Genomic DNA, 24041 nt, shown 5'->3' with positions numbered 1-24041 from the left:
CTCAGCCGCCGTCCCCGCCCAACCCGCGCCGGTACCGGGTGTTGATGTCGATCAGCTCGTCGAGGACGTCCCTCGCACCGAGGAGCCGGGTGATGTCGGCGGTCAGCCTGTCGCGCTCGGAGAGCATGGTGGCGAAGGCGTCCTCGGCCACGTCCGTGCTGCCGGTATCGACGCAGGGCATCAGCCGGGCGATCACCCGGCTGCTCAGCCCCGCCTCGAACAGCCGCCGGATGATCTCGATCCGCGTGACCTCCGTCGCCGCGTAGTGCCGCTGGCCGCCGACGGACCGCGTGCTGTGCACCAAGCCCTGTTGCTCGTAGTACCGCAACGAGCGCGCGCTGACGCCCGTCCGCCGGGCCAGTTCACCGATCCGCATGGTCGGGGCAAGAGCTACCGTGGTCACGAAACCCCCTGTGTCGACAGGAACCGCACCAGATCCACCATAACCCCGCGCGTCGTGCGGGACGGCGGTGCCGGTGTCCTCCTCCGGGCGGCCGCGCCGTGGTCCACGGGGGACCGCTCAGCACGAGCGGTCCCCCGCACCGGCTAACGGCGCCCGGCGGAGAACAACGGTTCCAGCGCTTCGAGCCGGGGCAGCGCCACGCCGCGCCGCCGGGCCTCGGCCAGCACGTCCCTGGCGTAGACACCGCCCGCGCCGGGAGTCATCTGACCGGCGCTGTCCAGCTGTTCCATCAGGAAGGTGAGCATGTTGTCCCCGGTGAGCACCTTCTGCAGGACGAAGCTCAGCAGCCGGGCCGGAACGCGCGACACGAGAGCGGCACCCAGTCGCGGAGTCCCACCCTTGGCCTCCAGCAGCGGGATCATCTCCCGGACGAGCATCACGACCTCCTCGATGGCGGCGCGCGACCGCACGAGGCCGGCGTGCCCGCCGACCGCCAGCGCCTGGCTGAGGATCCCGGCGTCCAGGATGAAGTGGAACCACAGCCAGCTGCGGAAGTCGGGGACCTCCGACACCGAGAAGCCGGTGCTCCGGAAGAGCCCGCGCACCGCCTGATATCTCGCGCCGCGGTTGGAGCCGTCGCAGAACCCCAGGAAGACGGTCTTCACGATGCCACCGGAGAGCGTGGATCCGGCGTAGCCGCCGCCACCGCCGGGAAAGCCCCAGACGACCTGGTCGGCCGGCAGCGCCGAGACCACCGCCGCCGGGTCCTCCCACACGTTGCCGAACATCAGCACGGTGGCGTCGCCGACGCGGCTGCTCAGGAACTCGACCGCGCCGTCGAGCTGGTCGTGGTTGACGCTCAGGACGATCAGGTCGTAGTCGTGCCCGGCGTCCAGGTCCTCGCGCAGGGTGATCGGCCACCGCTCCCGCACGGCGGGTCCCCGCCGGGTACGCCCGTCCCGGATCCGCAGGTCGACCTCGGGCGCGTACTGGGCCGCCCTTCCCGGCCGCACGTAGAACTCCACGCGGTGCCCCGCTCTCGCGAGCGCCCAGCCGTAGAGCGACGCGATCGTGCCGCGCCCGAACATCAGAACCTTCATCCGGCATTCTCCCGATGACGAACCACCGGGCGACGGAAATGCCGCCACCCGTTAACGGAATTGAAAAGCGAAACCCGGCCGTGCGACACCACGGGAAATGCCACGCGCATCTCCCCTCACGCCAGAGAGGCGCCGCAGCCGAGACACCGCGTGGCCAGCGGAACCCGCAGTGGCGAACCAGTGCGCGTTTCGACCGCGGAGGATCTCTTCTCAATGGTGGCTGACGACCTTTGTCACCACCGTAGCCCGCTATGTGGAAAACGGTGTCCGGTTTTCCGGAAGTGAGATCAACGCGCGCGCGGGCGACTCACTTCGTCAACTGGAAATCGGTTTCCGATTCCTGTTCACTGGAGGAATGGCTGAACCCACCGACCTGCGTGCCGACGCCGCGCGCAACCGGGCCCAGATCGTCGAGGCGGCTCGCGACCTCTTCCGCACGCGCGGCGTCGACGTCCCCCTGAGCACGATCGCGCGGCGCGCCGGGGTCGGCGTGGCGACGCTGTTCCGGCGGTTCCCGAGCCGCGAGGCGCTGGTGACCGAGGTGTTCGCCGAGCAGATCGCGCACTGCGAGGCCCTGCTCGACGACGCCGTCACCGACCCGGACCCCTGGACCGGGTTCCGCCGCCTGCTCGAGTTCATCCGCGCCGAGCAGATCGAGGACCGCGGCTTCACCGAGGCGTTCATCGCGTCGTTCTCCGGCGACGCCGGCTACCGGCGGCGGCGCGAGGACGCCGAGAGCGCTCTGGAGGCACTCGTGCGCCGCGCGAAGGACAGCGGGCGCCTGCGGCCGGACTTCGCGATCAGCGACCTGGTCATGCTCGTCCTGGCCAACGGCGGTCTCCGGGACGCGCCGCCGGAGCACGCCCACGACCTCTCCCGCCGGTTGATGGCCTACCTGCTCCAGGCCTTCGACACCGAGGCCTCGCCGGGCGGCGTTCCCCTCCCCCCGGCCAGCCCGCTCGGCCTGCACCACGCGCGCCGCGGAGCCGGCGACCGACCGGAACGACGCGGGAGCGCCGCGGGCAGATGAGCCTCCGCCCGCGGCGCTCCGTCCCGGCCCGCGCCGGTCCGGCTCAGACAGCCCCGGTGGGCGCGGGAGCCTTCTTCGCGGCTGCTCCGAGCCGAATCGCCGAGACCAGGAAGAAGATGCCGCCGAGCGCGGCGTAACCGGCCACGCCGGTGAGCGCGGCGTCCGGCGCCGACGCCATCAGCACGAAGGACGCGCCGGCCCCCACGGACAGGCCACCGCTGAGGATCACGGGCCACTGACCGCCCATCCCGCGCCGGGCGAGACCGACGACGAGCTGGACGACGCCCGAGACGACAGCCCAGGCACCCCACACCTGGAGCACCCCGGGGATCCCGCTCGTGGCGGTGGCGACGGCGATGCCCGCCGCGGCGGCCAGGCTGACGGCGATGTTCACGTACAGGCCCAGCACGTTCTCCGACTTCCGGGACGCGCGCGCGTCGACGACGGCGGCGGCCACGTCGAACAGCGGGTAGAGCACGACCAGCGCGGTGCTGATCGGCCCGAGCCCGGATCCCGTCACGCCCATCAGGACGGCCCAGACGAGCGCGAACGCGGCACGGGCGAAGTACAACCGCCGCAGGGACGACGCGGTGGCACTGGTGGCGGTCACAGGACTTCCTTCGGTTCGAGGTGGATGACCCGGCTCCAACGCGTGGGCGCGTGCCACGTCAGGCAACGGTCGCGTCGACGGTCACCGGGATGTTGCCGCGCGTCGCGTGGGAGTACGGGCAGATGGCGTGCGCGGCTTCGACGAGCCCGTCGGCCGTCGCCTGGTCCACATCGGACAGTTCGACGCGCAGGGCGGCGCTGAGGCTGAAGCCGCCCTCCGGCGTCGGGTGCACTCCGACCTCGGCGACGACCGCGGAGTCCGCGACCTCGATCTTCCGCTGCGCCGCCACGGCCTTGACCGCGGAGTGGAAGCACGAGGCCCAGCCCGCCGCGAAGAGCTGCTCCGGGTTGGTCGCGCCACCGGGACCTCCCATCTCCCGCGGGATCGCGAGCGAGAGGTCGAGCAGGCCGTCGTCCGACCTGGCGCGCCCTCCCGCCCTGCCGTCCCCGGTGGAGGTGGCGATGCCGACGTACAGGGGTGCGCTCATGGCGGAGGTCCCTTCTCGATCGCGACGGTTCGCGATACCGAACGTTCTATCGCATCCCATCCTGGAGCCTTCGAGCCGACGAAGTCAATACCGAACGTTCTACCTCATCCGGAGGTCACGAGCTCGAACACGCGGCGGGCTCCGCGCAGAGCCGGTGAAAACCGGCGCTGTGCGGAGCCCCACCTGAGCCAGAGCCCGGCCCCGGCGTCATCCCCGGCCGGCGGGCTCGATCACGCCGGCCAGCGCGGTGCCGAGGTTCTCCACCGCGAGGTACGGGTTGAGGTGCGGGTGCCGGCTGCCGACCGCGACGTCGCGCCAGAAGCGCTGGAGCACGTTCGCCGTGGCGAAGCCACCGGAACCGTGCAGGTCGAGCATCCGTTCCACGGCGGCCCGGCAGTCCGCGCCGGCGTCCGCGACCGCCCGGTGCAGCCGGGGACCGTCCTCGGCGGACAGCTCGGCCGTGCTCGCCTCGCGGGCGACGGCCAGCATCGTCGTCACGGCGCGGTTCACGAGGTGGGTGGCCTCCGCCAGCCAGTGCCGGGCACCGGGTGACTCGCCCATGCGCGAGTACGCCGTCATGAACGGCTTGCGGTCCGAGGCGAACATCGCGTTGACGGCGTCGAGCGCCCCCTGGGCCGCGCCCACCACGGGGCCGAGCACCGTCATCGCGAACAGCATCCTGTCGTTGAGCGTGAAGGGCGTCGCCGCCACGATCCGCTCGGCCGGCACCAGCACGTCCTCGGCGACCAGGGTGTGGCTACCGGTGCCGCGCATGCCCGCCATGCGCCACGTCCGGTCGACGACGAGGTCGGCGGTCGGCACCAGGGCGAAGGAGAACGTGTCGCCGGCCAGCACCGCGAGGACGGCCCAGGTCGCGTCCTCGCAGCCGGAGACGTTCGGCCAGCGGCCGGTGACGCGCACCCCGTCCGGCACCTCCTCGCCACGGCCACCGGGCACCCCGGAGCCGCAGAAGAGCGCGTCCGGGTCCGCGAAGAACTCCGGGTCCTGGGCACCGGCGAAGGCGCGGGCGGCGAGGTTCTTCGCCGTGACGCACGTCCCGGCGACCCAGGCGGTGGCCGGGCAGGCACGTCCCAGCTCGGCCAGCCGCCGCGCGATGGTCTCCGCGTCCGCCCACGTCCCACCGTGGTCCCGCGGTGTCCGCAACGCGAAGACACCGTCCTCGCGCAACGCGGCCAGGCCCTCGGCGGCCGGTCGCTCGTCCTGCTCCACTTTTTCGGCATGGGCGCGCAGGACCTCGACGGTCCGCCCGCTCGCGTGTTCGATCACTCCACGAACTCAAGCACCGGCGCGCACACCGAGCCATGCGCCGACGGCACCGGTTCATACGCGGCCACACCGCGCGCATCACTAGGATCGCCGGTGTGGACCTGATCAGCGAGGTGATCCGCGGTGTGCGGGTCGGCAGCGCCAACGCCCGGCTGGTCCGGCAGACCGCCCCTGGCGGCGTCCGGTTCGCCGCCTTCGACGGCAGCGGGTTCCACATCGTCATGACCGGCACCTGCTGGCTGATCGGCCACGGCGACCCGGTCCCCCTGCGCCCCGGCGACATCGTGCTCGCCGCCGCCGGTGCCGAGCACGGTCTCAGCGAGACGCCCTGCGCGCTGCCGGACCTCCCGCTCGCCGAGATGGGCCCGCGCCCACCGGTGACCCGCAGCCCTGCGGCCTTCGAGTACCTGTGCGGCGCCTACCGGCTCGAACACAGCCGCACACCCCAGTACCTGCGGGCGCTGCCCGACCTCATCGCGGTGTCGCCGGACTACGACCGCCACCCGGAGCTGCGGTCCCTCGTCGACTTCCTCGCCGCGGACCTCTCCGGGGACCGGCCGGGTTCGGGCGCGACGCTGCGGGCGGTGCTGGACCTGGTCCTCGTGCAGGTGCTGCGCCACTGGCAGGAGCAGGACGCCACGTCCGGCTGGCCGGAGGCCGCCCACCCAGGGATCGCCGCCGCCCTGCGGGAGATCCACGAGCACCCGCAGCGGCGGTGGACGGTGGGGCGGCTGAGCGAGGTCGCGGGACTGCCCCGCGCGGCCTTCTCGAAGCTCTTCACCACCGCGGTGGGCCAGCCCCCGATGGGCTACGTGACCGGCTGGCGCCTCAGCCGCGCCGCCCAGCTCCTCCAGGAGACCACCGCCCCGCTCGCGAGCATCGCTCCCAAGGTCGGCTACTCGACCGAGTTCGCGCTGTCGGCGGCCTTCCGCCGCGAGTACGGCGTGTCGCCGGGAAGGTTCCGCAGCGCCACGCCACCCACCCGGCGCACCGTCGAGGCGGCACCGGACGCCGAGCTCTGATCGGACCTATACTCCGTAGGTTAGAGCCTATGAGGTGTAGGGTGTGTTCATGCGTCCTTCCCTGAGCGCGGCCGTCATCGTGGCCGACGCGGCGGCTCTCGCCGACGAGGCCGGGTTCGACCTGGTCACGCTGTCCGCGGTCGCCCGGCGGCTCGGCGTGCAGGCACCGAGCCTGTACTCGCACGTCCGCGACCTGGAGGCGTTGCGGGACGGGGTGACCGCGCTGGCGCTCGGCGAGCTGGCCGACCGGGTCGGCGCGGCCGTCGCCGGGCGTTCGGGCCGGGACGCCCTGGAGGCGTACGCCGCGGCCTACCGGACCTACGCCCGCGAGTCACCGGGACGGTGGCAGTCCCTGCAGCGCCGCGCCGGCGAGGCCGTCGTGCGCTCGGACGCGGCCAGGAACATGGCGACGCAGGCCGGTGCCGTGCTCAGGGGCTACCCGGTGCCCCCGGAGGAGCACGTGCACGCCGTGCGGCTGCTGGGCAGCACGATCAACGGCTTCCTCGCCCTCGAACGCACCGGCAACTTCGACCACAGCACCCCCGCGCCCGACGTGTCCTGGCACAAGACCGTCGTCGCGCTCGACGCGCTGCTGCGGGCCTGGCCCGTGGACTCCCCGGCGGACCGACCATGATCACCACACCGCTGACCGGCGCGCTCGTGCGCGGCGCCGCCGAGCTGGAGGAGACCGGCCGCGGGCTGCGGCCACACCGCCTGCCCGCCCCGGTGCGCACCCGCTTCCCCGATCCGCAACTGCTGGCGGCGGAGAGCCAGCCCTCCGGCGTGCGGCTCGTGATGGCCACCGCCGCACGCACCGTCGAGCTGGTCCTGCACCCCACCCGCGCCACCTACCGGGGCATCTCCCGTCCTCGCGGCAGCGTCGACCTCGTCGTCGACGGCGAACGGCTCGCCTCCGAGCAGCTCGACGGTGGCGATCACGTCGAGACCGACCTGCGTACCGGGACGTCGGAACTCCACGCAGGCCCGGCGTGCACCATCCGGTTCGCCGGTCTCGCGGACGCCGACAAGGCCGTGGAGATCTGGCTGCCGCACAACGAGGCGGTCGAGCTGGTCGCGCTGCGCACGGACGCGCCGGTGCGGCCGGTCGAGCCCACCCGCCGGGTGTGGCTGCACCACGGCAGCTCGATCAGCCACGGCTCGAACGCGGCCACCCCGACCGGCATCTGGCCCGCCGTCGCGGCCCGGCACGGCGACGTCGAGCTGCACAACCTCGGCTTCGGCGGTAGCGCGCTGGCCGACCAGTTCGTCGCCCGCGTGATGCGCGACCGCCCCGCCGACCTGATCAGCGTGAAGCTCGGCATCAACGTCGTGAACTTCGACGCGATGCGGCTGCGCGCGTTCGTGCCGGCCGTGCACGGGTTCCTGGACACGGTCCGCGACGGCCACCCCGGCACGCCGCTGGTGCTCATCTCACCGATCTTCTGCGGCGTCCACGAGGACACGCCGGGGCCCGGCGAGCTGGACGCGGACGCGCTCGCCGCGGGTGAGGTCGCCTTCACCGCCACCGGGCCGCACGGCCCCGCGCCGCAGCTGACGTTGCGGATCATCCGCGATGCCTTGCGGTCGTTGGCCGAACGCCGCGAGGACGACCCGCGGCTGCACTACCTGGACGGCACCCGGCTCTACGGCGAGCAGGACGCCATCACGCACCCGCTGCCCGACGCGCTGCACCCGGACGCCGCCACGCACGAGCTGATCGGCGAGCGCTTCGCCCGGTACGCCTTCGCGCCCGGAGGCCCGTTCGCCGGGCGCTGAACCGCCCTAAGTGGCGCTCGCCCGGAGCAGACCCTCGACTCCGGCGCGGAAAGTCTCACCGACCTCCGTCGCGTCGGTCAGGCACCCCGCCGCCATGGCGCCGTCCCGGAGCATGACGAAGTGCCGGCCCGCGGAGGCGGCCGACCTCTCGTCGAGCTGCGCGAACAGGTCGGTCACGGTGCGCAGGAACCACTCGCGGTGGTCCAGGACGGTCCTGAGCACCGGGTGCGCGGGGTCCGGGTACTCGGCCGCGGCGTTGAGGAAGGCGCAGCCGCGGAACCCGGCCGAGGAGATCCCCGCGGCGATGGACCCGGCGACCGCCCGCAGGACGTCGGCCGCCGTGCCGCCGGCGGTACGGGCCTGCTCGACCTGGTCGCGCTCCATCCCGGCCACCGACCGGAGGTACGCGACGACGAGCTCGTCCTTGCTCTTGAAGTGCCGGTACAGCGTCGCGCGGGTCACCTTCGCCTCCGCGACGACGCGGTCGATCCCGACGGAGTGCAGGCCCTCGGCGTAGAAGATCCGGGTGGCGGTGGCGAGCAGGCGCGACCGCGCTTCGGAGACCTGACCTCGAACGTTGTACCCCACCACGGCAACGCTAGCAGAACGAACGGTCAGTATGCCGTCACACCGCACAGCGAGTAGCGGCGTCGCCCGGCCGTGTGTGACACTTTGTCCAGTGATTGACATTTTGTTCACAAGCTGGAGGCCACTGTGCAAGACACGCCTCAACCCGCCGTCAGCAGCACGGCGGACGCGGTGTTCGCCGCGCTGACTCCCGTGATCGAGGGCATAGCGGCGACTTTCGGCCGTAGCTGCGAGGTCGTCCTGCACGACTACCGCGACCAGGAGCGGTCGGTCGTCGCGGTCGCGGGGGCGGTCACGGGCCGCGCGGTCGGGGACGCGATGAGCGAGATCGGCCTGCGCGTGCTCGCCGCCGGCGCCGACGCCCGCAACGAGGTCGGTTACGTCACCCGCGCGCAGGACGACGGCCGGGTGCTCAAGTGCACGACGCTGCCGCTGCGCGACGTCGACGGGACGTTGATCGGCGCGCTGTGCGTCAACATCGACCTCTCGGCGATCAACCGCGCCACCGGCGTGCTGTCGGACCTGCTCGGCCTGTCGGCACCGGCCGAGCCGGGACCGGGCGCCACGACGAACTTCTCCGGCGACCTGGACCAGGTGGTCGAGTCACTGGTCGAGCGCGCCGAACGGGAGCACGCGGTCCCCGTCGCGGCGCTGGGACGCGAGGAGCGCCTGGCGCTCGTCCGGTCCCTGCACGAAGCCGGGGTCTTCAGCCTGCGCGGCGCGCCCGCGCGGATCGCGAAGCGGCTGGGCATCTCCCGCACCGGTCTCTACAACGACCTCGCCGAGCTGAAGAAGGACAAGCCGTGACCGACAGCGCTTTCCCCGGCCCCACCGTTCCCGGCCCTGCCTTCTTGGGCGAGTCCGAGTCGGCGGCGCTCGTCGACGACGAGCTCGCGCTGGCCGCCGCGCGGGAGGCGTTCCTCGCCACCGCGACGGGGTCGGTCTTCCCGGTCGTGATCGGGCGTTCGCCGGTGCCGGGCACCAGGTTCACCCTCAAGTCCGGCTGCGCGGACGGCCTCGTCGGCGTGAAGATCGGCAGCTTCTGGCCGGGCAACACCGGCCTGCCGCGGCACAGCTCGACGATCGTGCTGCTCGACCCCGCCACCGGCAGGCTGAGCGCGGTGGTCGAGGCCGCGACCGCCAACGCCTACCGCACAGCCGCCGCCGACGCGCTGGCCGTGGACCTGCTGGCCCGCGAGGACTCCCGCACGCTGACCGTCATCGGCACCGGGCACCAGGCGTTGCACGAGGTGCGCGCGGTCAGCCGCGTGCGGCCGATCGACCGGGTGCTCGTCGTCGGCAGACGGGCCGAGGCGGCGCGGGCGTTCGCCGCGGAGGTGACCGCCGTGACCGGGGTGACCGCACACCCCGCCGATGCCAGGACCGGGATCGCCGCGGCGGACGTGCTCGTCACGGCCACGACCGCTCGAGAACCCTTGTTCGACGCGAGCTGGGTGGCACCGGGAACGCACATCTCCGCCATGGGCGCCGACGGCCCGGGCAAGCAGGAGCTGCCGGTCGCGCTCTACGACCGCGCATCGCTGTTCTGCGACCTGCCGGACCAGTCGCTCGCCATCGGCGAGTTCCAGCACACCACGGCCGCCACGCCGGTAGCGCTCGGAGCGGTGCTCGCCGGCGAGGCCGACGGCAGGACCGCGCGGGAGCAGATCACCGTCTTCGACAGCTCCGGATTCGCCTTGCAGGACCTCACCCTCGCCGCCGCACTGCTGCGCCGCCGCGCCGCCGTCCCAGGAGAACCCCGATGACCACTTTGGACACACCCGGCACGCCGTTCGCCGTGGTCGACGCGGACCGGCTGGACCGCAACGCCTCCCGGCTCCGCGACCACCTGCGCGGGCTCGGCGTGCCCCTGCGCCTGCACGTGAAGACGTCCAAGTGCGTCGAGGTCGCCGAGCGCGTCCACGCGGGCGGGCCGATCACGGTGTCCACCCTCGCGGAGGCGGAGCACTTCGCCGACGCGGGCTACCCGGACATCCTCTACGCGGTCGGCATCGACCCGCACAAGCTGCCGCGCGTCGCCGCACTGCTGCGCCGCGGCGTGACCCTCACGGTCCTGCTCGACACGCTCGTGCAGGCCGAAGCGCTGACCCGGTTCGCCCGCGAGCAGGACCTCCGCGTCCCGGCCCTGGTCGAGATCGACTGCGACGGGCACCGAGGCGGTGTCGTGTCCACCGACCCCGCCCTCGTGGAGATCGGCCGGGTGCTCGGCGGCAACCTCGCCGGAGTGCTCACCCACGCGGGCGAGTCGTACTTCGCCTACACGCCAGAAGCGTTGCGGCAGGCCGCGCGGAACGAACGCGACACCGCCGTCGCCGCCGCCACCACCCTGCGCGACGCCGGGCTGCCGTGCCCGGTCGTCAGCGTCGGGTCGACCCCCACCGCGCACGCGGCGACCGACCTGACCGGCGTGACCGAGGTCCGCGCGGGCAACTACGTCTTCTTCGACCTCGTCATGGCGGGCATCGGCGTCTGCGACGTCGACGACCTCGCCCTGTCCGTGGCCGTCACGGTGATCGGCCACCAGCGCGACCGCAACTGGGTCATCACCGACGGCGGCTGGATGGCCACCTCGCGGGACCGGGGCACCCAGGCGCAGGCCGTCGACCAGGGCTACGGACTCGTCGCGGACCTCCGGGGCGACCTGATCCCCGACCTCGTCATGACCGGAGCGAGCCAGGAGCACGGGATCTTGAGCACGCGGGACGGCAGGCCGGTGCCCGAGCTGCCCATCGGAACCCGCCTGCGGATCCTGCCCAACCACGCCTGCGCCACCGCCGCGCAGCACGACCGCTACCACGTCGTCCGCGGTACGGCCCATCCGCTCGTCGAAGCGACGTGGAGCCGTCACCGCGGGTGGTGAGCGGACCGGTCACGCGGTCGGGTCGGCGCCCAGCGCGACGTCCAGCAGCTCGCCGAGCTGGTCGAGCTGCTGGGCCGAGAGGTTGCGGAACGACGTTTCCAGGACGCCGTGCACGGCGGTGGCGGCGTGGCGACCATGGCCGGTTTCGCCGAACGCGCTCACGCGCGGGTGCTGCTGCCCACGCACCCCGGCTTCGGTGGCACACCGAAACCGGCGGGGCTCACCGGCGTCGCGGACCTGGCCCTCGCCTACGCCGCCCTGCTCGACCGGCTCGGCCTCACCGGCATCACCGTGGTCGGCAACTCCTTCGGCGGCTGGGTGGCCGCCGAGCTCGCCCTGCTGGCCAGCCCGCGGGTCGGCGAGGTCGTGATCGTGGACGGGATCGGCGTCGAGGTCGCCCCCGGCCGACGTGAGGGGCCTCTCCCCCGCGCAGATCCGCGCGCTCTCCTGGCACGACCCGGTGACGTGCGCGTCCCCGTCCACGTCGTGTGGGGAGAGAGCGACCGCGTCGTCGATCCGGAGTACGGCAAGGCCTTCGCCGCCGCGATCCCGGCGTCGAGGTTCACGGTGCTGCCCGGCACCCGGTAGCCCGGCGACGACCACCGGTCAGCCGCGGACGTCGGCCTCGGCGCACCGCGGCGCCTCGTGATGAGCGGCCAGCCGCACCGGGGCGTTGACCACGCCGCGTCGTTCCCGACCGGGCAGGGGTCGAGCCTCGCCCTGGTCGGCGCCTACGTGCTGGCGGGCCACCTGGGCACGGCCTCCGGCCACCCGGCCGCGTTCGAGGCGTACGAGCGCGGGCTCCGGCCGTTCGTCGAGGCGAACCAGGGCCTGGTCGACGAGGGCGACGCGGCGCTGTTCCCCGGCACCGCCGAGGCGCTGGCCGCGCGCAACGCCGCCCTGCGCGACCTCACGACCACCCCGGCGACGACCCGGCCGGAGGACTCGGCGCTGACGCTTCCCGAGTCCAGTTGAGTCCTTTGTGGACGGATGCGGCGGCCGGTCGCACGCTCTGCGGCCGTCCGCCGCATCTTCGCCGATCTTGGTTTGGGAAAACGCCGCCTTGGGCATAGGACCGTTCAGTGCGCGGACACGAGGTCGGAGCGGTGAGCAATGGTGGCGTCGTACTGGGAAACCGCTCGAACGGGATTCCTGGCTTTCGTGGGCGTGGGAGCGTTGGCGCTCCTTCCCCTGGTGTTGTTGCACTACTGGCGTTTCGGGCGGGTGGAGCCGCGCCGGGCGTTCGTGCTGTACGGCCTGCTGGCCTACGGTCTGGTCGCCTTGGCACTGATCTTCCTGCCGTTCCCCGCTGACGCCTCGCGGTTGTGCCAGGGCGAGCAGATGCTCTCCACCGTGCCGTTCCAGTGGGTCACCGACATGCGCAACAACATGGCGGCCAGCGGGCAGTCCGGCATCACGGCGATGGTGACGTCGTCGGCGTTCCTGCAGCAGATGTTCAACGTCGCGTTGTTCGTTCCGCTGGGTGTGGTTCTGCGCAAGGCCTACGGCAAGGGACCTCTCGCCGTCGTCGCCATCGGCCTCGGCGTCTCGCTGGCGGTGGAGGTCGTCCAGTACACCGGCAACTTCGGCTACTACCCCTGCCCGTACCGGATCTCCGACGTGGACGACCTGATCTCGAACACCGCCGGGTCCCTGCTGGGGTGGATGATCGCACCGGTCGCGCTCGTGGTGCCGAGGCTGCCGGACTCGACCGACGCGACCGCGCCCACCGGGACCGCGACCGTGCCCCGGCGGCTGCTCGGGCTGGTCTTCGACCTGATGCTGGTGGCCGTGGTCGCGAAGCTGGTGCTGCCGGCCGACCTGCGGTGGGCGCTCGGGGCGCTCGCGGTGGCGCGCGTCGTGGTGCCCGCGGTGGCCCGCGGGACGACGGCCGGCGGGTGGTTGCTGCGGTACCGGGTTCGCCGCGACGACGGCTCTGCCGCGAACCCGCTGCGGCTCGCGGTGCGCGAGCTGCTCGGCGTCACCGGGCTCATGGCCTACGCGGTCGTGGTGTCACCGCTGATCGACAACGCCGCGCTGGACCTCGCCGTCATCACGCTGGTCGTCGTCGGGACGTTCGTCGTGCCGGTCTTCCGGCGGGACCAGCGCGGCTGGCACGACCAGGCCGCCGGAACCCGCGTGCTGCTCAAGGAGAACGGCGACGTGCGAACGCCCACTCCGGTCGAGCGCCCGCACGCGGCGCCGAGGCCTTGAGCGCGACCGCCACCACGACCAGCGTGACGAGTGCGAACGCCGGATAGGCCCACCCGATCAGCGAAAGCCAGCCGGGACGGCTGACCGTCCAGATCGTCGGCTGGCGGTGCAACTGGAACGCGATCACGTCCAAACACATGACAGGGCACCACAGCGCCAGCAGCGTCGCACGTGCCCAGGTCGCGATTTTCCTGTGCACGGACCAGATCAGCAACGGCGCGACCCACACCCAGTGGTGGTCCCACGAGATCGGGGACAGCAACAGCCCGAGGAACTGCACCGACAGCACGCCCATCAACGCATCGCCCGCGCGCACCGCTGCTCTCAGCGCGAATGCGGCGATCACTACCGCGACGGCCGCCGTGACGAGCCACGGCCACGACATCCCGACGTCGTGGCCGAAGGAGCGGGACAACGCCCCGCGCAGCGACTGGTTGTGCGCGGTCGCGACCGGGCCGACCCGGCCCGGGTCGGCGAACAGCAGGAACCAGTACTGTCGCGCCTGCTCGACGTTCACCAGGAAGCCCAGGCCGACGCTGACCAGGAACGCGGCCACCGACCAGGCCGCCGCGGCGAACCTGCGGGTGGCGAGGAGGTAGAGGCCGGAGATCGCCGGGACGAGCTTCACCCCGGACGCGAGGCCGACGCCCGCCCCCGCCACGCGATCGTCCCGCGCGGCCATCGCCGCCAGCACGACGCCCGCCAGCACCAGGTTGATCTGGCCGAACTCCAGCGTGTGGAAGACCGGCATCATCCAGAGCAGCACCGCGGTCCACAGCACCGCCCGTTGCCGCCACGGCCGCGCGCAGGTCGTCCAGGCCTCGCCCGCGACCAGCCGCAGCGCCACGCGCACCACCCAGTACAGGCACAGCACCGACAGCACGCGGAAGGTCCACTGGGCCACGCCCCAGGGCAGCCACGTCATGGGCAGGAAGACCAGCGCCCCGAACGGCGGGTAGGTGAACGGCAGCGGGAAGTCCGGCGGCGAGTGCGGGGAGTACACCTCGTACAGGTCGCCGCCGAGCAGGTGCGGGGTCAGCGACCAGTAGACGCGCAGGTCGATCGAGTCGTTGCCGAAACCGGTGACGACGACCCACGCGCGCACCAGCACCGAGATCGCCAGCAGCCACGGTGCGACGGCCAGCAGCCGCCGTTCCAGCGTGTGCAATGTGGTCTGCCCCTACGTCTTGTGGAGCGCGGTGCGGTCTTCGGCGCGCAGCAGCCTCGGCGTCAGCGCCAGGGTGACCAGTGCGAGCGCCGGGTACACCCAGCCGAGCACGGCGAGCGGCCACGGCCTCGGGATCTCCCAGATCGACGGCTGCAGGTCGATCAGGAAGGTGATCAGGTCCGAACCGACCGCGAGCGCCCACACCGCGGCGAGCGCCGGGCCGCGCAGCGGGTGGACCAGCCACAGCACCAGCGGGATCACCCACAGCCAGTGGTGGCTCCAGGAGATCGGGGACACCAACAGCCCGAAGAGCTGCACCACGACCACCGCGGCCACCGTGTCGCCGGCCCTGACCGCGGCGCGCAGGGCGAACCACGTCAGCGCGGCGGAGACCGCCACCGCGAGGAGCCACGGCCACGACATCCCGACGTCGTGGCCGAGCGAGCGGGACAACGCGCCGCGCAGCGACTGGTTGATCACCGACCCCACCGGCCCCACGCGGTCGGCCGCGCCGAGCAGCTCGAACCAGTACCGCCACGAGTCCGGCGCCGACACGAGGAAGCCCAGCGCCACGGTGGCGGCGAAGCCCACGACCGACCACGCCGCCGCGGCGAACCTGCGCGTCGCGAGGAAGTACAGCACCGAGATCCCCGGCGTGAGCTTCATCCCGACGCCCACCCCGACGCCGAGGCCCGCCATCGGCTGCCGGGCCGCCACCACCGCCGCGAACACCCCGGCGACCAGGACGAGGTTGATCTGCCCGAAGTCGAGGGTCTTGCGCACCGGCTCGCACCACAGGAACAGCGCGGTCCACAGCAGCGCCCGGCGCGACCAGGTGCCGTCGAAGGGCCGGCCGGCCCTGGCGGCCAGCAGCACCAACGCCGTCCGCACCAGCCACCACAGGCAGACCAGCGACAGCACCTGCCAGAACACGCGCGCGACGACCCACGGCAACGCCGACAGCGGCAGGAACACCGCCGCCGCGAACGGCGGGTAGGTGAACGGCAGCGGGAAGTCGGCCGTGAACGGCATGGTGATCGCGTAGAGCCGGTCGGCGAGGACGTTCGGGGCGAGGCTCCAGTACACCTTGAGGTCGATCATCCCCCAGTCCGCCGGGTCGCCCAGGACCCAGGCGTGGACGGCGACCGACAGGCACAGCACCAGCGGCGCGAACCTCAGCAGCCGCTGCTCGGCCACCGCGGCCGTCCGTCGGGTGCTCGTGGTCCGGCCGGGGACGAGGCGGTCGGCCGGCGGGCGCGACGGAAGATCATCCGGCATGACCAGCGAAGGTACCCGAGCCGCTCGGGCGGACCCGACGAGCGGTCCGCCACCGGTGCCGCCGCGGATCGGAGCGGGGTGGTTCCGAGGCGCGGAGCGGTCCTGAGCACGTCCACCGCGCACCAGTCCAGCGCCAGGACGGCCAGCCACACGTAGGGCGAGCACGTTCTCGCGCTGGCGCGGGCGAGCTGTGGCGCGAGTCCTCGGTGCCGATGCCGCCGCCGCACGACGGCTGGGCGACGCCAGGAGCACGGCCGAGCAGCGGAACTACCTGTCGTGGTCGCTCTACGCGCTGCACGAGGCGCTGGCGGTGCACGAACAGGCCGCGGCGGTCCCGGTCCGCGACACCCTGACCGAGGCGTGGACCTGGTACTGCGGCTCGGCCGCCGGTCCGTCGAGCTGTTCGGCCGCGTCGGCTACCTGATCGGCGAGAACCGGGGGCTGGTCCTGATGGACGCGGGACGGTCCGGCGAGGCGCGGGAGACCTCGCGCAGGCCGTGCGCTGCGGGGCGCGCTGGCGGAGTGCGCCCGGTACGACACTCCCGCGGTGCGGGCCACGGCGGGAGAGCTGGCGGCGGCGGTGCGGTCGTAGCGGTCGCGGCAAGTCCTATGTGGACTTCGGGGTTCGTCCGCCGCCGTGATTCGTCCGGATTCCGGACACCCGCGCGCCGGCCCCGCCGGACGGCCAGGCACGTGACGTAGGTGCACACCAGGGCCGATAGGCCCAGTGTTGGTCAAGATTCGGGCCCCCTCAACGTCTTTATTACATCAGGTTCGGATGCGTGGATTGTTCGCGTTGAGTGATCTCGATAGGGTCCGCGTATCACTCCAAGGCATGACGTTAGGCGGCATTCTTGATCGGGCAGCGTGGACGACCGCCGTCGGACGCGGATCTGATCGACGCCGTGCGCGACGGCAAGGTCGAGGCCTACGGCACGCTCTACGAGCGCCACGTGCGATCAGCCACCATCCTGGCGTTGCAGCTGTCCTCCTCCTCCGCGGACGCCGACGACCTCGTGTCGGACGCGTTCGCCAAGGTCTTGGCCGCGTTGCGCTCCGGCGGCGGCCCCGGCGCGGCGTTCCGGCCCTACCTGCTCACGGCGGTGCGGCACGCGGCCTACGACAGGACCCGCAAGGAGAAGCGGCTCGAACTGGCGGGCAACGTCGAGGAGGTCCCCGGCGCCACGAAGGCGACCAGCGTGCCGTTCCGCGACAAGGCGGTGGAGGACCTCGACCAGTCGCTGGCCGCCACGGCGTTCGCCGCGCTGCCGGAGCGCTGGCAGACCGTGCTGTGGCACACCGCGATCGAGGGCCAGTCCCCCGGCGAGATCGCGCCGCTGCTGGGCCTCACCCCGAACGGCGTCTCGGCGATGGCGTTCCGCGCCCGCGAGGGCCTGCGCAAGGCGTTCCTGCAGGCGCACGTGGCCCGCGAACCCGCGGATCGCTGCCGCGCCACGGTGACCAAGCTCGGCTCGTGGACGCGCGGCGGCCTCAAGGGCCGGGAGGCGGTCCAGCTCGACGCGCACATGGACGACTGCGCCGAGTGCCGCAAGCTCGCCAACGAGCTGGCCGACGTCAACGGCGCGCTGCGCGGCCTGGTCGCGCCCATCGTGCTCGGCACGGGCACCGCCGGCTACCTCGCCGCCGCCGCGACCGCGACCAAGGGAGCGGCGGTGGGCATCACCGCGACGTCGTGGCTGGGCGTCGCCGCCTCGGCCGCCGCCGTCGTGGTCGTCGCCGCCTCCGGTGTCGTGAGCTCGGACGGTCCCGGCGCCACCACCCCCGGCGCCGCGCCGGACGTCACCTCCGGCACCACGGCCGCGGCCCCGCAGAGCCCCGGTCAGCCCGGCTCCACCCAGAACGCCGGCAGCGGGCCCACGGGCAGCTCCGCGGGCCCGGCCGCCGACCCCTCGGCGCCGGGCACCGGCTCGGCCGGGACCACCGGCACGACGGCCACCACGACCACGACGTTCGTCCCGGCGGGATCGGCCCAGCTGTCGGGGTCGGCCCCCGGCAGCATCGCCATGACCACCGACGGCCCGCCCAACGAGATGAACATCAGCATCACCAACGACGGCACGGCGCCCACCACGGTGCCAACGTTGACGTTGACGATGCCGGACAAGATCAAGACAGTCGGGCCGGGCCAGACGTCCGCCGGGGTGGTCGGCTGCCCGGCCGGCAAGGACACCGTCACGTGCGAGGGCGGGCAGACGCTCGCGCCGGGGCAGACGATCACCTTCCGGGCCCGGCTGCAGGCGGGCCCCAAGGCCGGGGACGGCGTCATCAGCGGGGTCGCCGGGCCGGTCCGGGTGAGCATTCCCGTCACGATCTCGTAGCCGCGGCGCACCCGGTGTCCACTTCGGAATGATGATGGGTTTCGGTTCCCGTGGCACTTCCTCGGGTAGATGCCAACGCCCCTCCGTGACGCGGGCCTGTCAGTGGCGTGCTTGTGATTTGCCCGCGGCGTACTGAGCTTCACGCGTTCTGCGTGTTGTCGCCCGCGTCGGAAGGTCTGCTCGACTCCTGTGCCGGACCGAGGTCGTCGAGTTGTCGCTGGACCCGCTCGGCGTCGTCATGGCGGCCTTGTTCCCGGTACAGCTCCAGCGCCTCCCGCCACACGTGGCGTGCCTGCTCGTGTTGGCCGAGGGCCGTGTGGGGGTGACCGACGTTGTCGAGGGAGTCCGCGGCCTGGTAGGCGTCGCCGAGGGTGCGGAACAGGGTCAGGGCCTGGTGGTAGTGGTCGATGGCCTGCTGGTGGTCACCGGTGCGGTGGGCGATGAACCCGAGGCTGTCCAGGGTGGTCGCCTCACCCGCGGGATGGTGGTGGCGGCGGTACAGGGTGAGGGCGGCGACGCAGGAGGCGCGGGCGTTGTCGAAGTCGCCCAGGCGCGCCGCGCACCAGCCCACCGCGTTGAGCGCGTCGGCTTCCCGCACCGGCTGGCCGAGAGCGCGGTAGAGGTCGAGGGCGTGTCGGGCGTGATCCAGGGCCCGCCGGTCGTCCCCCCGTTCTTCCCAGGCGTAAGCGAGCGCCCGGTGGGTGTGTGCCTGTTCGGTGGGGTCGTGGTGGCGCATGGCCAGGGAGAGGGCCTGGTCGAGGTGCTCGGTGGCCTCCGCGTGCAGGCCGAGCCGGGCGCAGGTGTGACCGAAGTGCCGGTGGGTGCGACTGCGGGTGGCCGGGTTGGGCAGGTGGGTGGCGGCGTCCAGTGCGGCCCGCCACATGGCGAGCGTGTCGCGCAGGTGCCCCCGCCGGTAGTGGAAGGTGTCCAGTGCCCGGGCGAGGTGCCAGACGACGTGGTGGCGGCCCAGGGCGGCGGCGGTTCGCTGGGTGGCCAGCAGGGTGGCGTGCTCGGCTTCCAGCCACGCTGTCGCGGCTGCGGCGTCGGGTAGCGGGTGCGGGTGGACGCCGGGTGCGGGCGGGCCGGGTTGCGGGTGCGTGCGGTGGGGGTTCAGGAGGTGGTCGGCGGCGTGGACGGTGTGCAGGTGGAAGTCCATCACTCGCACCAGGGCCGTGTCCCGCACCTCGTGGGGTAGCTGGCGAGCGATGGTGGTGGCGTAGGCGCGGACCAGGTCGTGCATCCCGTACCGGCCGCCCGGCCGCCGTTCGACCAGGGACGCGTCCTCCAACGCCGACAGCGCTTTGCGGGCGCGGGCCGGGGGCAGGCCGGTGAGGGCTGCCACGGCGGGCAGGGTGGTGTCGGGGCCGGGGGCGATGCCCAGCAGCGCGAACACGGTGCGGTGTTCGTCGGTGAGCCGGCGCAGGGACCAGGACAGGACGGCGGGCAGGCTGGCGGCGGGGTCGGTGTCGTGGTCGAGCATCTCCAACCCCAGCTCACGCAGCTCGGCGGCGACCTCGGCCAGAGGAAGACCGGGACGGGTGGCAGCGTGGCGGGCAGTGATCGACAGCGCCAGCGGATAGCCCCCGCACGACTCGACCAGCTCGTCCACGGCTTCAGGTTCGGCGGCGACGTTGCCGGCGCCGATGCGTGCGGCGAGCAGAGCGCGCGCCTCCTCACGGGTGAGCACGTCGAGTCGCAGGTGCCGGGCGCCGTGCCGGTCGATCAGCGAGGCGAGCCGGGAGCGGCTGGTGATCAGCACGGTGCAGGCCGGGCTGCCGGGCAGCAGTGGAACGACCTGCTCAGCGGTGACGGCGTTGTCCAGCACCACCACCATCCGCCGGTCCGCGACCAGGCTCCGGTACAGCGCGGCCTGTGCGTGCAGATCGGTCGGGATCCGGCCGGGATCGACTCCCAGGGCGTCGAGGAACCCGCGGATCGCCACCTCGGGGGGCATCGGTTCTTGCGTGGGGCTGAACCCGTGCAGGTCCACGAACAGCCGCCCGTCGGGGAACCGCTCGGCGTGCTGGTGCGCCCACGTCAGGGCCAGCCAGGTCTTGCCGATCCCGCCCGCACCGCCGATCGCCGAGATCACCACTGTCCGGTCCCGCCCCGCCTGCTCCAAAGCGGCGGTCAGCGCGGCGAGATCGGTTTCCCTGCCGGTGAAGTGCGATGGTGCGGCGGGTAGTTGCCGGGGCACCACCACCGGCGCGGTCACGCCGCCGCCGGGCCGGGTGGACAGCGCCGAGTCCGCGGCCAGGATCCGCTGGTGCAGCTCCTGCAGCGGGGCGCCGGGGTCGGCACCGAGTTCCTCGACCAGCCGGTCCCGCAACTGCCGGTAGTACTCCAAGGCATCCGCGGACCGCCCGGCCCGGTGCAAGGCGAGCAGGTACTGCCCAGCCACCCGCTCGTCCAACGGATACCGCGCAGCACGCGCCGCGAGTTCCACGACCAGCTCCTCGCCCTGGCCGACCCGCAGCCGGGCGTCGATCAGGTCGTGCTCGGTCGCCAGCAGTTCCTGCCGCAGCCGGTCACGCTCGGCCTCCGCCCACTGTCCGGTCAAGCCGGTCAACGGTTCCCCACGCCACAACGCCACCGCCTCGGTCAACAGCTCCACTGCCTGCCGGTCGTCGGCGTCGCGGGCACGGGTGCGCAGATCCCGGAACCGGTGCAGATCCACCGGATGATCAGCATGGTCCACCGTCAAGAGGTAGCCGCCGGAGCGCAGGACGATTCCCACGCCAGCCGCCCCGAGCAGTGTTCGTCGCAGCCGCGAGATGTGGCTGTGCAACGCTGCCCGCGCACGCCGCGGCCTGTCCGGGCCCCACACCTGCTCCACCAGCCGATCCGCCGGCACCACCCGGCCCGCATCGGCAGCCAGCGCCGCCAGCACGCACCGCCGCTTGGCAGGCCCGAGATCCACCGTCCGCCCATCGACCTGTGCGGTCACCTCGCCGAGCAGACCGACGTCCACCCCCATGGCCGCCTCCTCTCCCCCGTCCATGAATAGCGGCCTGGTCTGCGTGGCGTGGGCGACTGACAGGCGGTTCACACAATCGGCCGCGCTCTCGGCCGAGCCGGAGCGCAGCCACCCGGTTCAGCCGCCGGCCACGGAGAGCAGACACGTGAGATCAACGGCAAATCCTGCTTCCCAGGCACCGCGCACACCGGCCTGAGCTGCCCGAAGCAGGAAAAAGCAAGCATTTCGCACGAGAGGCGGCCGACAGTCGGAACCACGGAAGCGAAATCCTTCGCGACCTGAACGCAACGCACATCCAGGGAGGGATCGTGCCAACAGCACAACGTGTCCTGATCGCCATGATCACGACGGCAGTGGCTGTTCTGGGGATGGCGAGTTCGGCGACGACCGCGCTCGCGGTGCCGTCCGCGGGCGCTGGCGCACACCACGACGGGCCGGCCGGCGTCGGCAAGACCGAGCGGACGACCGGGGACGAGGTCGGGATCCTGGCCGGCCGGTTCGACTGGTGGGTCGAGGCGTCATTCTCCAAGTACTCGCGCCAGTGGACCTCGACGGGGGTGGGGTACACCAACATCAAGGTCAACAAGGTCTACGACCTCAGCACGGGCAGCCCGTGCAGCAGGATGAACTTCACGCTCTGGCGCTGGAACGGGGTCTACTGGTACAGCCTGGGCACGAAGACGGCCAACGGCTGTGACGGCGCCGACGATCTGATCTGGCACACCAGTGGCGGGGACTACCAGTTCGAAGCCAACCCGACCCGCGGGACCGGCGGGCCGTACGTCCACGCCGAGGGCATCGTCTACTACCCGTGATACGAGCCTTGACCGGGAGACGATCGCGGAGCACGTGGCTGGCCCGTGGGCACGAATCGACGTCAGTTACCACAGGCGTGACGTGCCGTCGACGTCCGACGGCGGAGTGGCCCTAGTTGGATCATGGCCCGGCTGGTCGTGTCCTACTGCCGCGGTCACCTCGAACGTCGAGGTGACCGCGGCAGGGTGTGTCATGTGAGCAGGGCGCGGTCGAGCGCTTCGTCGGCGCCGGAGCCTCGTGGGCGTCCGGCCTCACGTCGCGACGAGACGGCCAATCCGGGCGTTGAGGTAGCGCTGCTCGGGTTGGCTCGCCGTGAGACGGGCTGCCTGGCGGTAGCTGTCGAGCGCACCGGGCAGGTCGCCGGTCATTTCCATCAGGTGCGCGCGTACAGCGTGAGTGCGGTGGTGCCGCCTCGTCACGGGATCGTCGAGCAACGGACCGAGGAGGGCCAAGCCGTCCTCGGGGCCGAACGCCATCCCGACCGCGACCGCCTGGTTGAGCGTCACGGCCGGGCTCGGTGCCACCCGCGCCAGCATGGCGTAGAGCAGGGTGATCTGCCGCCAGTCGGTTCCTTCCCAGCTCTCGGCCTCCGCGTGGACGGCGGCGATCGCGGCCTGCAACTGGAACCTGCCGACGTGCCCGCGCGGCAGCACCCGTTCCAGGATCCGCACGCCTTCGGCGATCCGCCGGTGGTCCCACCGGGACCGGTTCTGCTCCGCGAGCGGCACGAGGTTTCCGTCCTCGGTCCGGGCAGCCGCGCGGGCATGCGTCAGGAGCATCAACGCCAGTGCGCCGGCGACCTCGTCGTGGTCGGGTACGACCGAGTGCAGTTGCCGGGTGAGGCGGATGGCTTCCTCGGCCAGCGGCGAGTCGACCAGTGCGTCACCGGTGGAACGCGTGTGTCCTTCGGTGAACATCAGGTGGCAAACGTCGAGCACGGCGGCGATGCGCGCGGGCAGGTCGGCGCGGGCCGGGAGCGTGAACACCGCACCTGCCGCCCGCAACGTGGAGCGCGCCCTGGTGAGGCGTTGCGTCATCGTGCGCTCGGGAACCAGGTACGCGGCGGCGATCTGCGCCGTGCTCAGCCCGCCGACGGCGTGCAACGTCAACGCGACCTGCGAGGACCGGCTCAGGCTCGGGTGACAGCACAGCAGCGACAACCGCAGGGTGTCGTCGGCTTCGTCGTGGGGTGACCGGCCGGCGGCCTGGGAGAGGTGGGCGTCGGAGGGAAGTGCGGCGCTGAGAGCGTTCTCCCGCGCTGTCCGCGCGTCGTCGGTTCGCATCCGGTCGATCACTCGCCGGGACGCGACCCTGATGAGCCAACCGCGGGGATTGTCGGGCACGCCGTCCCGGTCCCACTGCCGCGCCGCCGCCTCGGCTGCCTCCTGCGCCGCGTCCTCGCAGTCGCCCAGGTCGCCGTACCGGTGCAGCAGGGCGGCGAGGACGTGCGCGGACTCCTGCCGCCACACGTCCTCGACCACCTGTGCGGTCACTGGTCGGAACCCCCTGGCCACATCGCAGGACGCAGCTCGACGGTCTCGCCCGGACCGGCGAACCGTGCCGCGATCTCCTCCGCGCGCTCCTGGCTGTCCACGTCGACGAGGAAGAACCCGGCCAGGTGCTCCTTGGCCTCCGAGTACGGGCCGTCGGTAACCAGAGGCTTGCCGTCGCTCCAGCGGTAGAGCCGTGACGACTCGGGCGCTCCCAGCGCCTCGCCGCCCAGCAGCTCGCCCTTCTCCCGCAGGTCCGCGAGCATGGCCTCGAAATCGGCGTTCAGCCGTTCCCGCTGTTCGTCCGGCATGACCTGGTAGTCGGGGAGGTAGTCGGAGGTCGGGTGCCCCCACGGCTGCGGGTTGGAGTGGATCATGATCACGTACTTCACCATCGGCCCCTTGGTCTTCGTCGTGGACGCAGCCGGTCGGCCACATCCTCGCGTGAGACGTCGGAGCCGGGCACGCCGTGTCTACATCCCGTCGGAGGAAATCCTCTGAAACGACGAAGGTTCTGCCCGTCGGTCCCCGCCCACCGCGAAGGCGCGACGACGGCTGTGAGCTCAGCGCGCCTT

The 24041-nt window shown here is 72.4% G+C and carries 24 protein-coding genes; 13 read left to right on the top strand and 11 right to left on the bottom strand.

Annotated features, from left to right (window positions below; all coding sequences use genetic code 11):
- Position 1: 1 nt before the first annotated feature.
- Both BMW88_RS27260 and BMW88_RS27255 read right to left on the bottom strand, forming a co-directional pair.
- Entirely contained in the window at positions 2–403 is a 402-nt protein-coding gene (locus BMW88_RS27260; protein WP_342715239.1) for a MerR family transcriptional regulator, read from the bottom strand.
- 143 nt (positions 404–546) lie between these two features.
- Positions 547–1503, bottom strand: a complete 957-nt coding sequence (locus tag BMW88_RS27255; RefSeq protein ID WP_089955607.1) for a ketopantoate reductase family protein — start codon at positions 1501–1503, stop codon at positions 547–549.
- Between the two features lie 355 nt (positions 1504–1858).
- Here BMW88_RS27255 and BMW88_RS27250 point away from each other — a divergent pair, with 355 nt between their 5' ends.
- Positions 1859–2533 carry a TetR/AcrR family transcriptional regulator gene (locus BMW88_RS27250; protein WP_089955604.1) on the top strand — a complete coding sequence of 225 codons (675 nt, stop codon included), beginning with the start codon at positions 1859–1861 and terminating at the stop codon, positions 2531–2533.
- A gap of 43 nt (positions 2534–2576) precedes the next feature.
- Here the strand turns inward: BMW88_RS27250 and BMW88_RS27245 are convergent, their stop codons facing one another.
- The 3 genes from BMW88_RS27245 to BMW88_RS27235 all read right to left on the bottom strand — a co-directional run bounded on the left by BMW88_RS27245 (position 2577) and on the right by BMW88_RS27235 (position 4917).
- Entirely contained in the window at positions 2577–3143 is a 567-nt protein-coding gene (locus BMW88_RS27245) for a hypothetical protein (RefSeq protein ID WP_089955602.1), read from the bottom strand.
- Positions 3144–3201: 58 nt separating this feature from the next.
- Positions 3202–3630 (bottom strand): organic hydroperoxide resistance protein, encoded by a 429-nt coding sequence (locus tag BMW88_RS27240; protein ID WP_089955599.1) that lies wholly within the window; start codon positions 3628–3630, stop codon positions 3202–3204.
- Between the two features lie 207 nt (positions 3631–3837).
- Positions 3838–4917, bottom strand: a complete 1080-nt coding sequence (locus BMW88_RS27235; protein ID WP_089955597.1) for an acyl-CoA dehydrogenase family protein — start codon at positions 4915–4917, stop codon at positions 3838–3840.
- Between the two features lie 95 nt (positions 4918–5012).
- Between BMW88_RS27235 and BMW88_RS27230 the strand changes: the two genes are divergently transcribed.
- From BMW88_RS27230 to BMW88_RS27220, 3 genes are read left to right on the top strand one after another with little or no spacing between them, the layout of a single operon-like run.
- On the top strand, positions 5013–5939 hold the full coding sequence (locus BMW88_RS27230; RefSeq protein ID WP_089955756.1) for an AraC family transcriptional regulator: 927 nt from the start codon (positions 5013–5015) through the stop codon (positions 5937–5939).
- Between the two features lie 49 nt (positions 5940–5988).
- Positions 5989–6573, top strand: a complete 585-nt coding sequence (locus tag BMW88_RS27225) for a TetR/AcrR family transcriptional regulator (RefSeq protein WP_089955753.1) — start codon at positions 5989–5991, stop codon at positions 6571–6573.
- A complete protein-coding gene (locus tag BMW88_RS27220; protein ID WP_089955594.1) occupies positions 6570–7715 on the top strand; it encodes a GDSL-type esterase/lipase family protein in 1146 nt (381 codons plus the stop codon). Before BMW88_RS27225 ends, BMW88_RS27220 begins: the two co-directional genes overlap by 4 nt.
- A 6-nt stretch (positions 7716–7721) precedes the next feature.
- On the opposite strand, the gene BMW88_RS27215 is transcribed toward BMW88_RS27220, so the two are convergent.
- A complete protein-coding gene (locus tag BMW88_RS27215) occupies positions 7722–8303 on the bottom strand; it encodes a TetR/AcrR family transcriptional regulator (RefSeq protein WP_245778079.1) in 582 nt (193 codons plus the stop codon).
- Positions 8304–8429: 126 nt separating this feature from the next.
- Between BMW88_RS27215 and BMW88_RS27210 the strand changes: the two genes are divergently transcribed.
- From BMW88_RS27210 to BMW88_RS27185, 6 genes are all read left to right on the top strand, one after another.
- Positions 8430–9110, top strand: coding sequence for a helix-turn-helix transcriptional regulator (locus tag BMW88_RS27210; protein ID WP_089955591.1), 681 nt, complete (start codon positions 8430–8432; stop codon positions 9108–9110).
- Positions 9107–10069 (top strand): ornithine cyclodeaminase family protein, encoded by a 963-nt coding sequence (locus BMW88_RS27205; RefSeq protein WP_089955589.1) that lies wholly within the window; start codon positions 9107–9109, stop codon positions 10067–10069. Before BMW88_RS27210 ends, BMW88_RS27205 begins: the two co-directional genes overlap by 4 nt.
- A complete protein-coding gene (locus tag BMW88_RS27200; protein ID WP_089955586.1) occupies positions 10066–11184 on the top strand; it encodes an alanine racemase in 1119 nt (372 codons plus the stop codon). The genes BMW88_RS27205 and BMW88_RS27200 overlap by 4 nt, the downstream gene beginning before the upstream one ends.
- Positions 11185–11319: 135 nt before the next feature.
- A complete protein-coding gene (locus BMW88_RS27195; RefSeq protein WP_089955751.1) occupies positions 11320–11772 on the top strand; it encodes an alpha/beta fold hydrolase in 453 nt (150 codons plus the stop codon).
- Positions 11773–11832: 60 nt separating this feature from the next.
- Positions 11833–12159 (top strand): hypothetical protein, encoded by a 327-nt coding sequence (locus BMW88_RS27190; protein WP_177221370.1) that lies wholly within the window; start codon positions 11833–11835, stop codon positions 12157–12159.
- Between the two features lie 201 nt (positions 12160–12360).
- Positions 12361–13398, top strand: a complete 1038-nt coding sequence (locus tag BMW88_RS27185; RefSeq protein WP_177221368.1) for a VanZ family protein — start codon at positions 12361–12363, stop codon at positions 13396–13398.
- Here the strand turns inward: BMW88_RS27185 and BMW88_RS27180 are convergent.
- The gene (locus BMW88_RS27180) at positions 13331–14566 is read right to left on the bottom strand and encodes a glycosyltransferase 87 family protein (protein ID WP_089955581.1); all 1236 of its coding nucleotides are present in this window, start codon (positions 14564–14566) and stop codon (positions 13331–13333) included. The genes BMW88_RS27185 and BMW88_RS27180 overlap by 68 nt on opposite strands.
- Before the next feature lie 12 nt (positions 14567–14578).
- A complete protein-coding gene (locus tag BMW88_RS27175) occupies positions 14579–15844 on the bottom strand; it encodes a glycosyltransferase 87 family protein (RefSeq protein WP_089955578.1) in 1266 nt (421 codons plus the stop codon).
- 190 nt (positions 15845–16034) lie between these two features.
- Here BMW88_RS27175 and BMW88_RS27170 point away from each other — a divergent pair, with 190 nt between their 5' ends.
- Complete coding sequence (locus tag BMW88_RS27170) at positions 16035–16268, top strand: hypothetical protein (RefSeq protein WP_089955576.1); 234 nt, start codon at positions 16035–16037, stop codon at positions 16266–16268.
- Positions 16269–16698: 430 nt separating this feature from the next.
- The gene (locus BMW88_RS43515; protein WP_143116259.1) at positions 16699–18183 is read left to right on the top strand and encodes a sigma-70 family RNA polymerase sigma factor; all 1485 of its coding nucleotides are present in this window, start codon (positions 16699–16701) and stop codon (positions 18181–18183) included.
- A gap of 139 nt (positions 18184–18322) precedes the next feature.
- On the opposite strand, the gene BMW88_RS27160 is transcribed toward BMW88_RS43515, so the two are convergent.
- Positions 18323–21160 carry an AfsR/SARP family transcriptional regulator gene (locus BMW88_RS27160; protein ID WP_089955573.1) on the bottom strand — a complete coding sequence of 946 codons (2838 nt, stop codon included), beginning with the start codon at positions 21158–21160 and terminating at the stop codon, positions 18323–18325.
- Between the two features lie 338 nt (positions 21161–21498).
- On the opposite strand from BMW88_RS27160, the gene BMW88_RS27155 reads away from it, so the two are divergent.
- On the top strand, positions 21499–21975 hold the full coding sequence (locus BMW88_RS27155) for a hypothetical protein (RefSeq protein WP_143116258.1): 477 nt from the start codon (positions 21499–21501) through the stop codon (positions 21973–21975).
- A 252-nt stretch (positions 21976–22227) separates the two neighbouring features.
- Here BMW88_RS27155 and BMW88_RS27150 read toward each other — a convergent pair whose 3' ends face one another.
- Positions 22228–23469, bottom strand: a complete 1242-nt coding sequence (locus BMW88_RS27150; protein WP_089955567.1) for an RNA polymerase sigma factor — start codon at positions 23467–23469, stop codon at positions 22228–22230.
- Positions 23466–23861: a YciI family protein gene (locus tag BMW88_RS27145; protein ID WP_245778078.1), complete on the bottom strand. Its 396-nt coding sequence runs from the start codon at positions 23859–23861 to the stop codon at positions 23466–23468. Before BMW88_RS27145 ends, BMW88_RS27150 begins: the two co-directional genes overlap by 4 nt.
- Between the last annotated feature and the right edge of the window lie 180 nt (positions 23862–24041).

This window comes from Lentzea xinjiangensis, from assembly GCF_900110955.1.
GTDB classification, from domain to species: domain Bacteria; phylum Actinomycetota; class Actinomycetes; order Mycobacteriales; family Pseudonocardiaceae; genus Lentzea; species Lentzea xinjiangensis.
This window is presented reverse-complemented; position numbering and strand designations above follow the sequence as displayed.

What these genes read in the sequence shown, in the direction of transcription:
- BMW88_RS27255 (WP_089955607.1), bottom strand. Translation starts at nt 1,503, where the DNA reads ATGAAGGTTCTGATGTTCGGGCGCGGCACGATCGCGTCGCTCTACGGC.
- BMW88_RS27250 (WP_089955604.1), top strand. Translation starts at nt 1,859, where the DNA reads ATGGCTGAACCCACCGACCTGCGTGCCGACGCCGCGCGCAACCGGGCC.
- BMW88_RS27240 (WP_089955599.1), bottom strand. Translation starts at nt 3,630, where the DNA reads ATGAGCGCACCCCTGTACGTCGGCATCGCCACCTCCACCGGGGACGGC.
- BMW88_RS27225 (WP_089955753.1), top strand. Translation starts at nt 5,989, where the DNA reads ATGCGTCCTTCCCTGAGCGCGGCCGTCATCGTGGCCGACGCGGCGGCT.
- BMW88_RS27220 (WP_089955594.1), top strand. Translation starts at nt 6,570, where the DNA reads ATGATCACCACACCGCTGACCGGCGCGCTCGTGCGCGGCGCCGCCGAG.
- BMW88_RS27200 (WP_089955586.1), top strand. Translation starts at nt 10,066, where the DNA reads ATGACCACTTTGGACACACCCGGCACGCCGTTCGCCGTGGTCGACGCG.
- BMW88_RS27195 (WP_089955751.1), top strand. Translation starts at nt 11,320, where the DNA reads ATGGCCGGTTTCGCCGAACGCGCTCACGCGCGGGTGCTGCTGCCCACG.
- BMW88_RS27190 (WP_177221370.1), top strand. Translation starts at nt 11,833, where the DNA reads ATGAGCGGCCAGCCGCACCGGGGCGTTGACCACGCCGCGTCGTTCCCG.
- BMW88_RS27175 (WP_089955578.1), bottom strand. Translation starts at nt 15,844, where the DNA reads ATGCCGGATGATCTTCCGTCGCGCCCGCCGGCCGACCGCCTCGTCCCC.
- BMW88_RS27160 (WP_089955573.1), bottom strand. Translation starts at nt 21,160, where the DNA reads ATGGGGGTGGACGTCGGTCTGCTCGGCGAGGTGACCGCACAGGTCGAT.
- BMW88_RS27155 (WP_143116258.1), top strand. Translation starts at nt 21,499, where the DNA reads ATGATCACGACGGCAGTGGCTGTTCTGGGGATGGCGAGTTCGGCGACG.
- BMW88_RS27145 (WP_245778078.1), bottom strand. Translation starts at nt 23,861, where the DNA reads ATGGTGAAGTACGTGATCATGATCCACTCCAACCCGCAGCCGTGGGGG.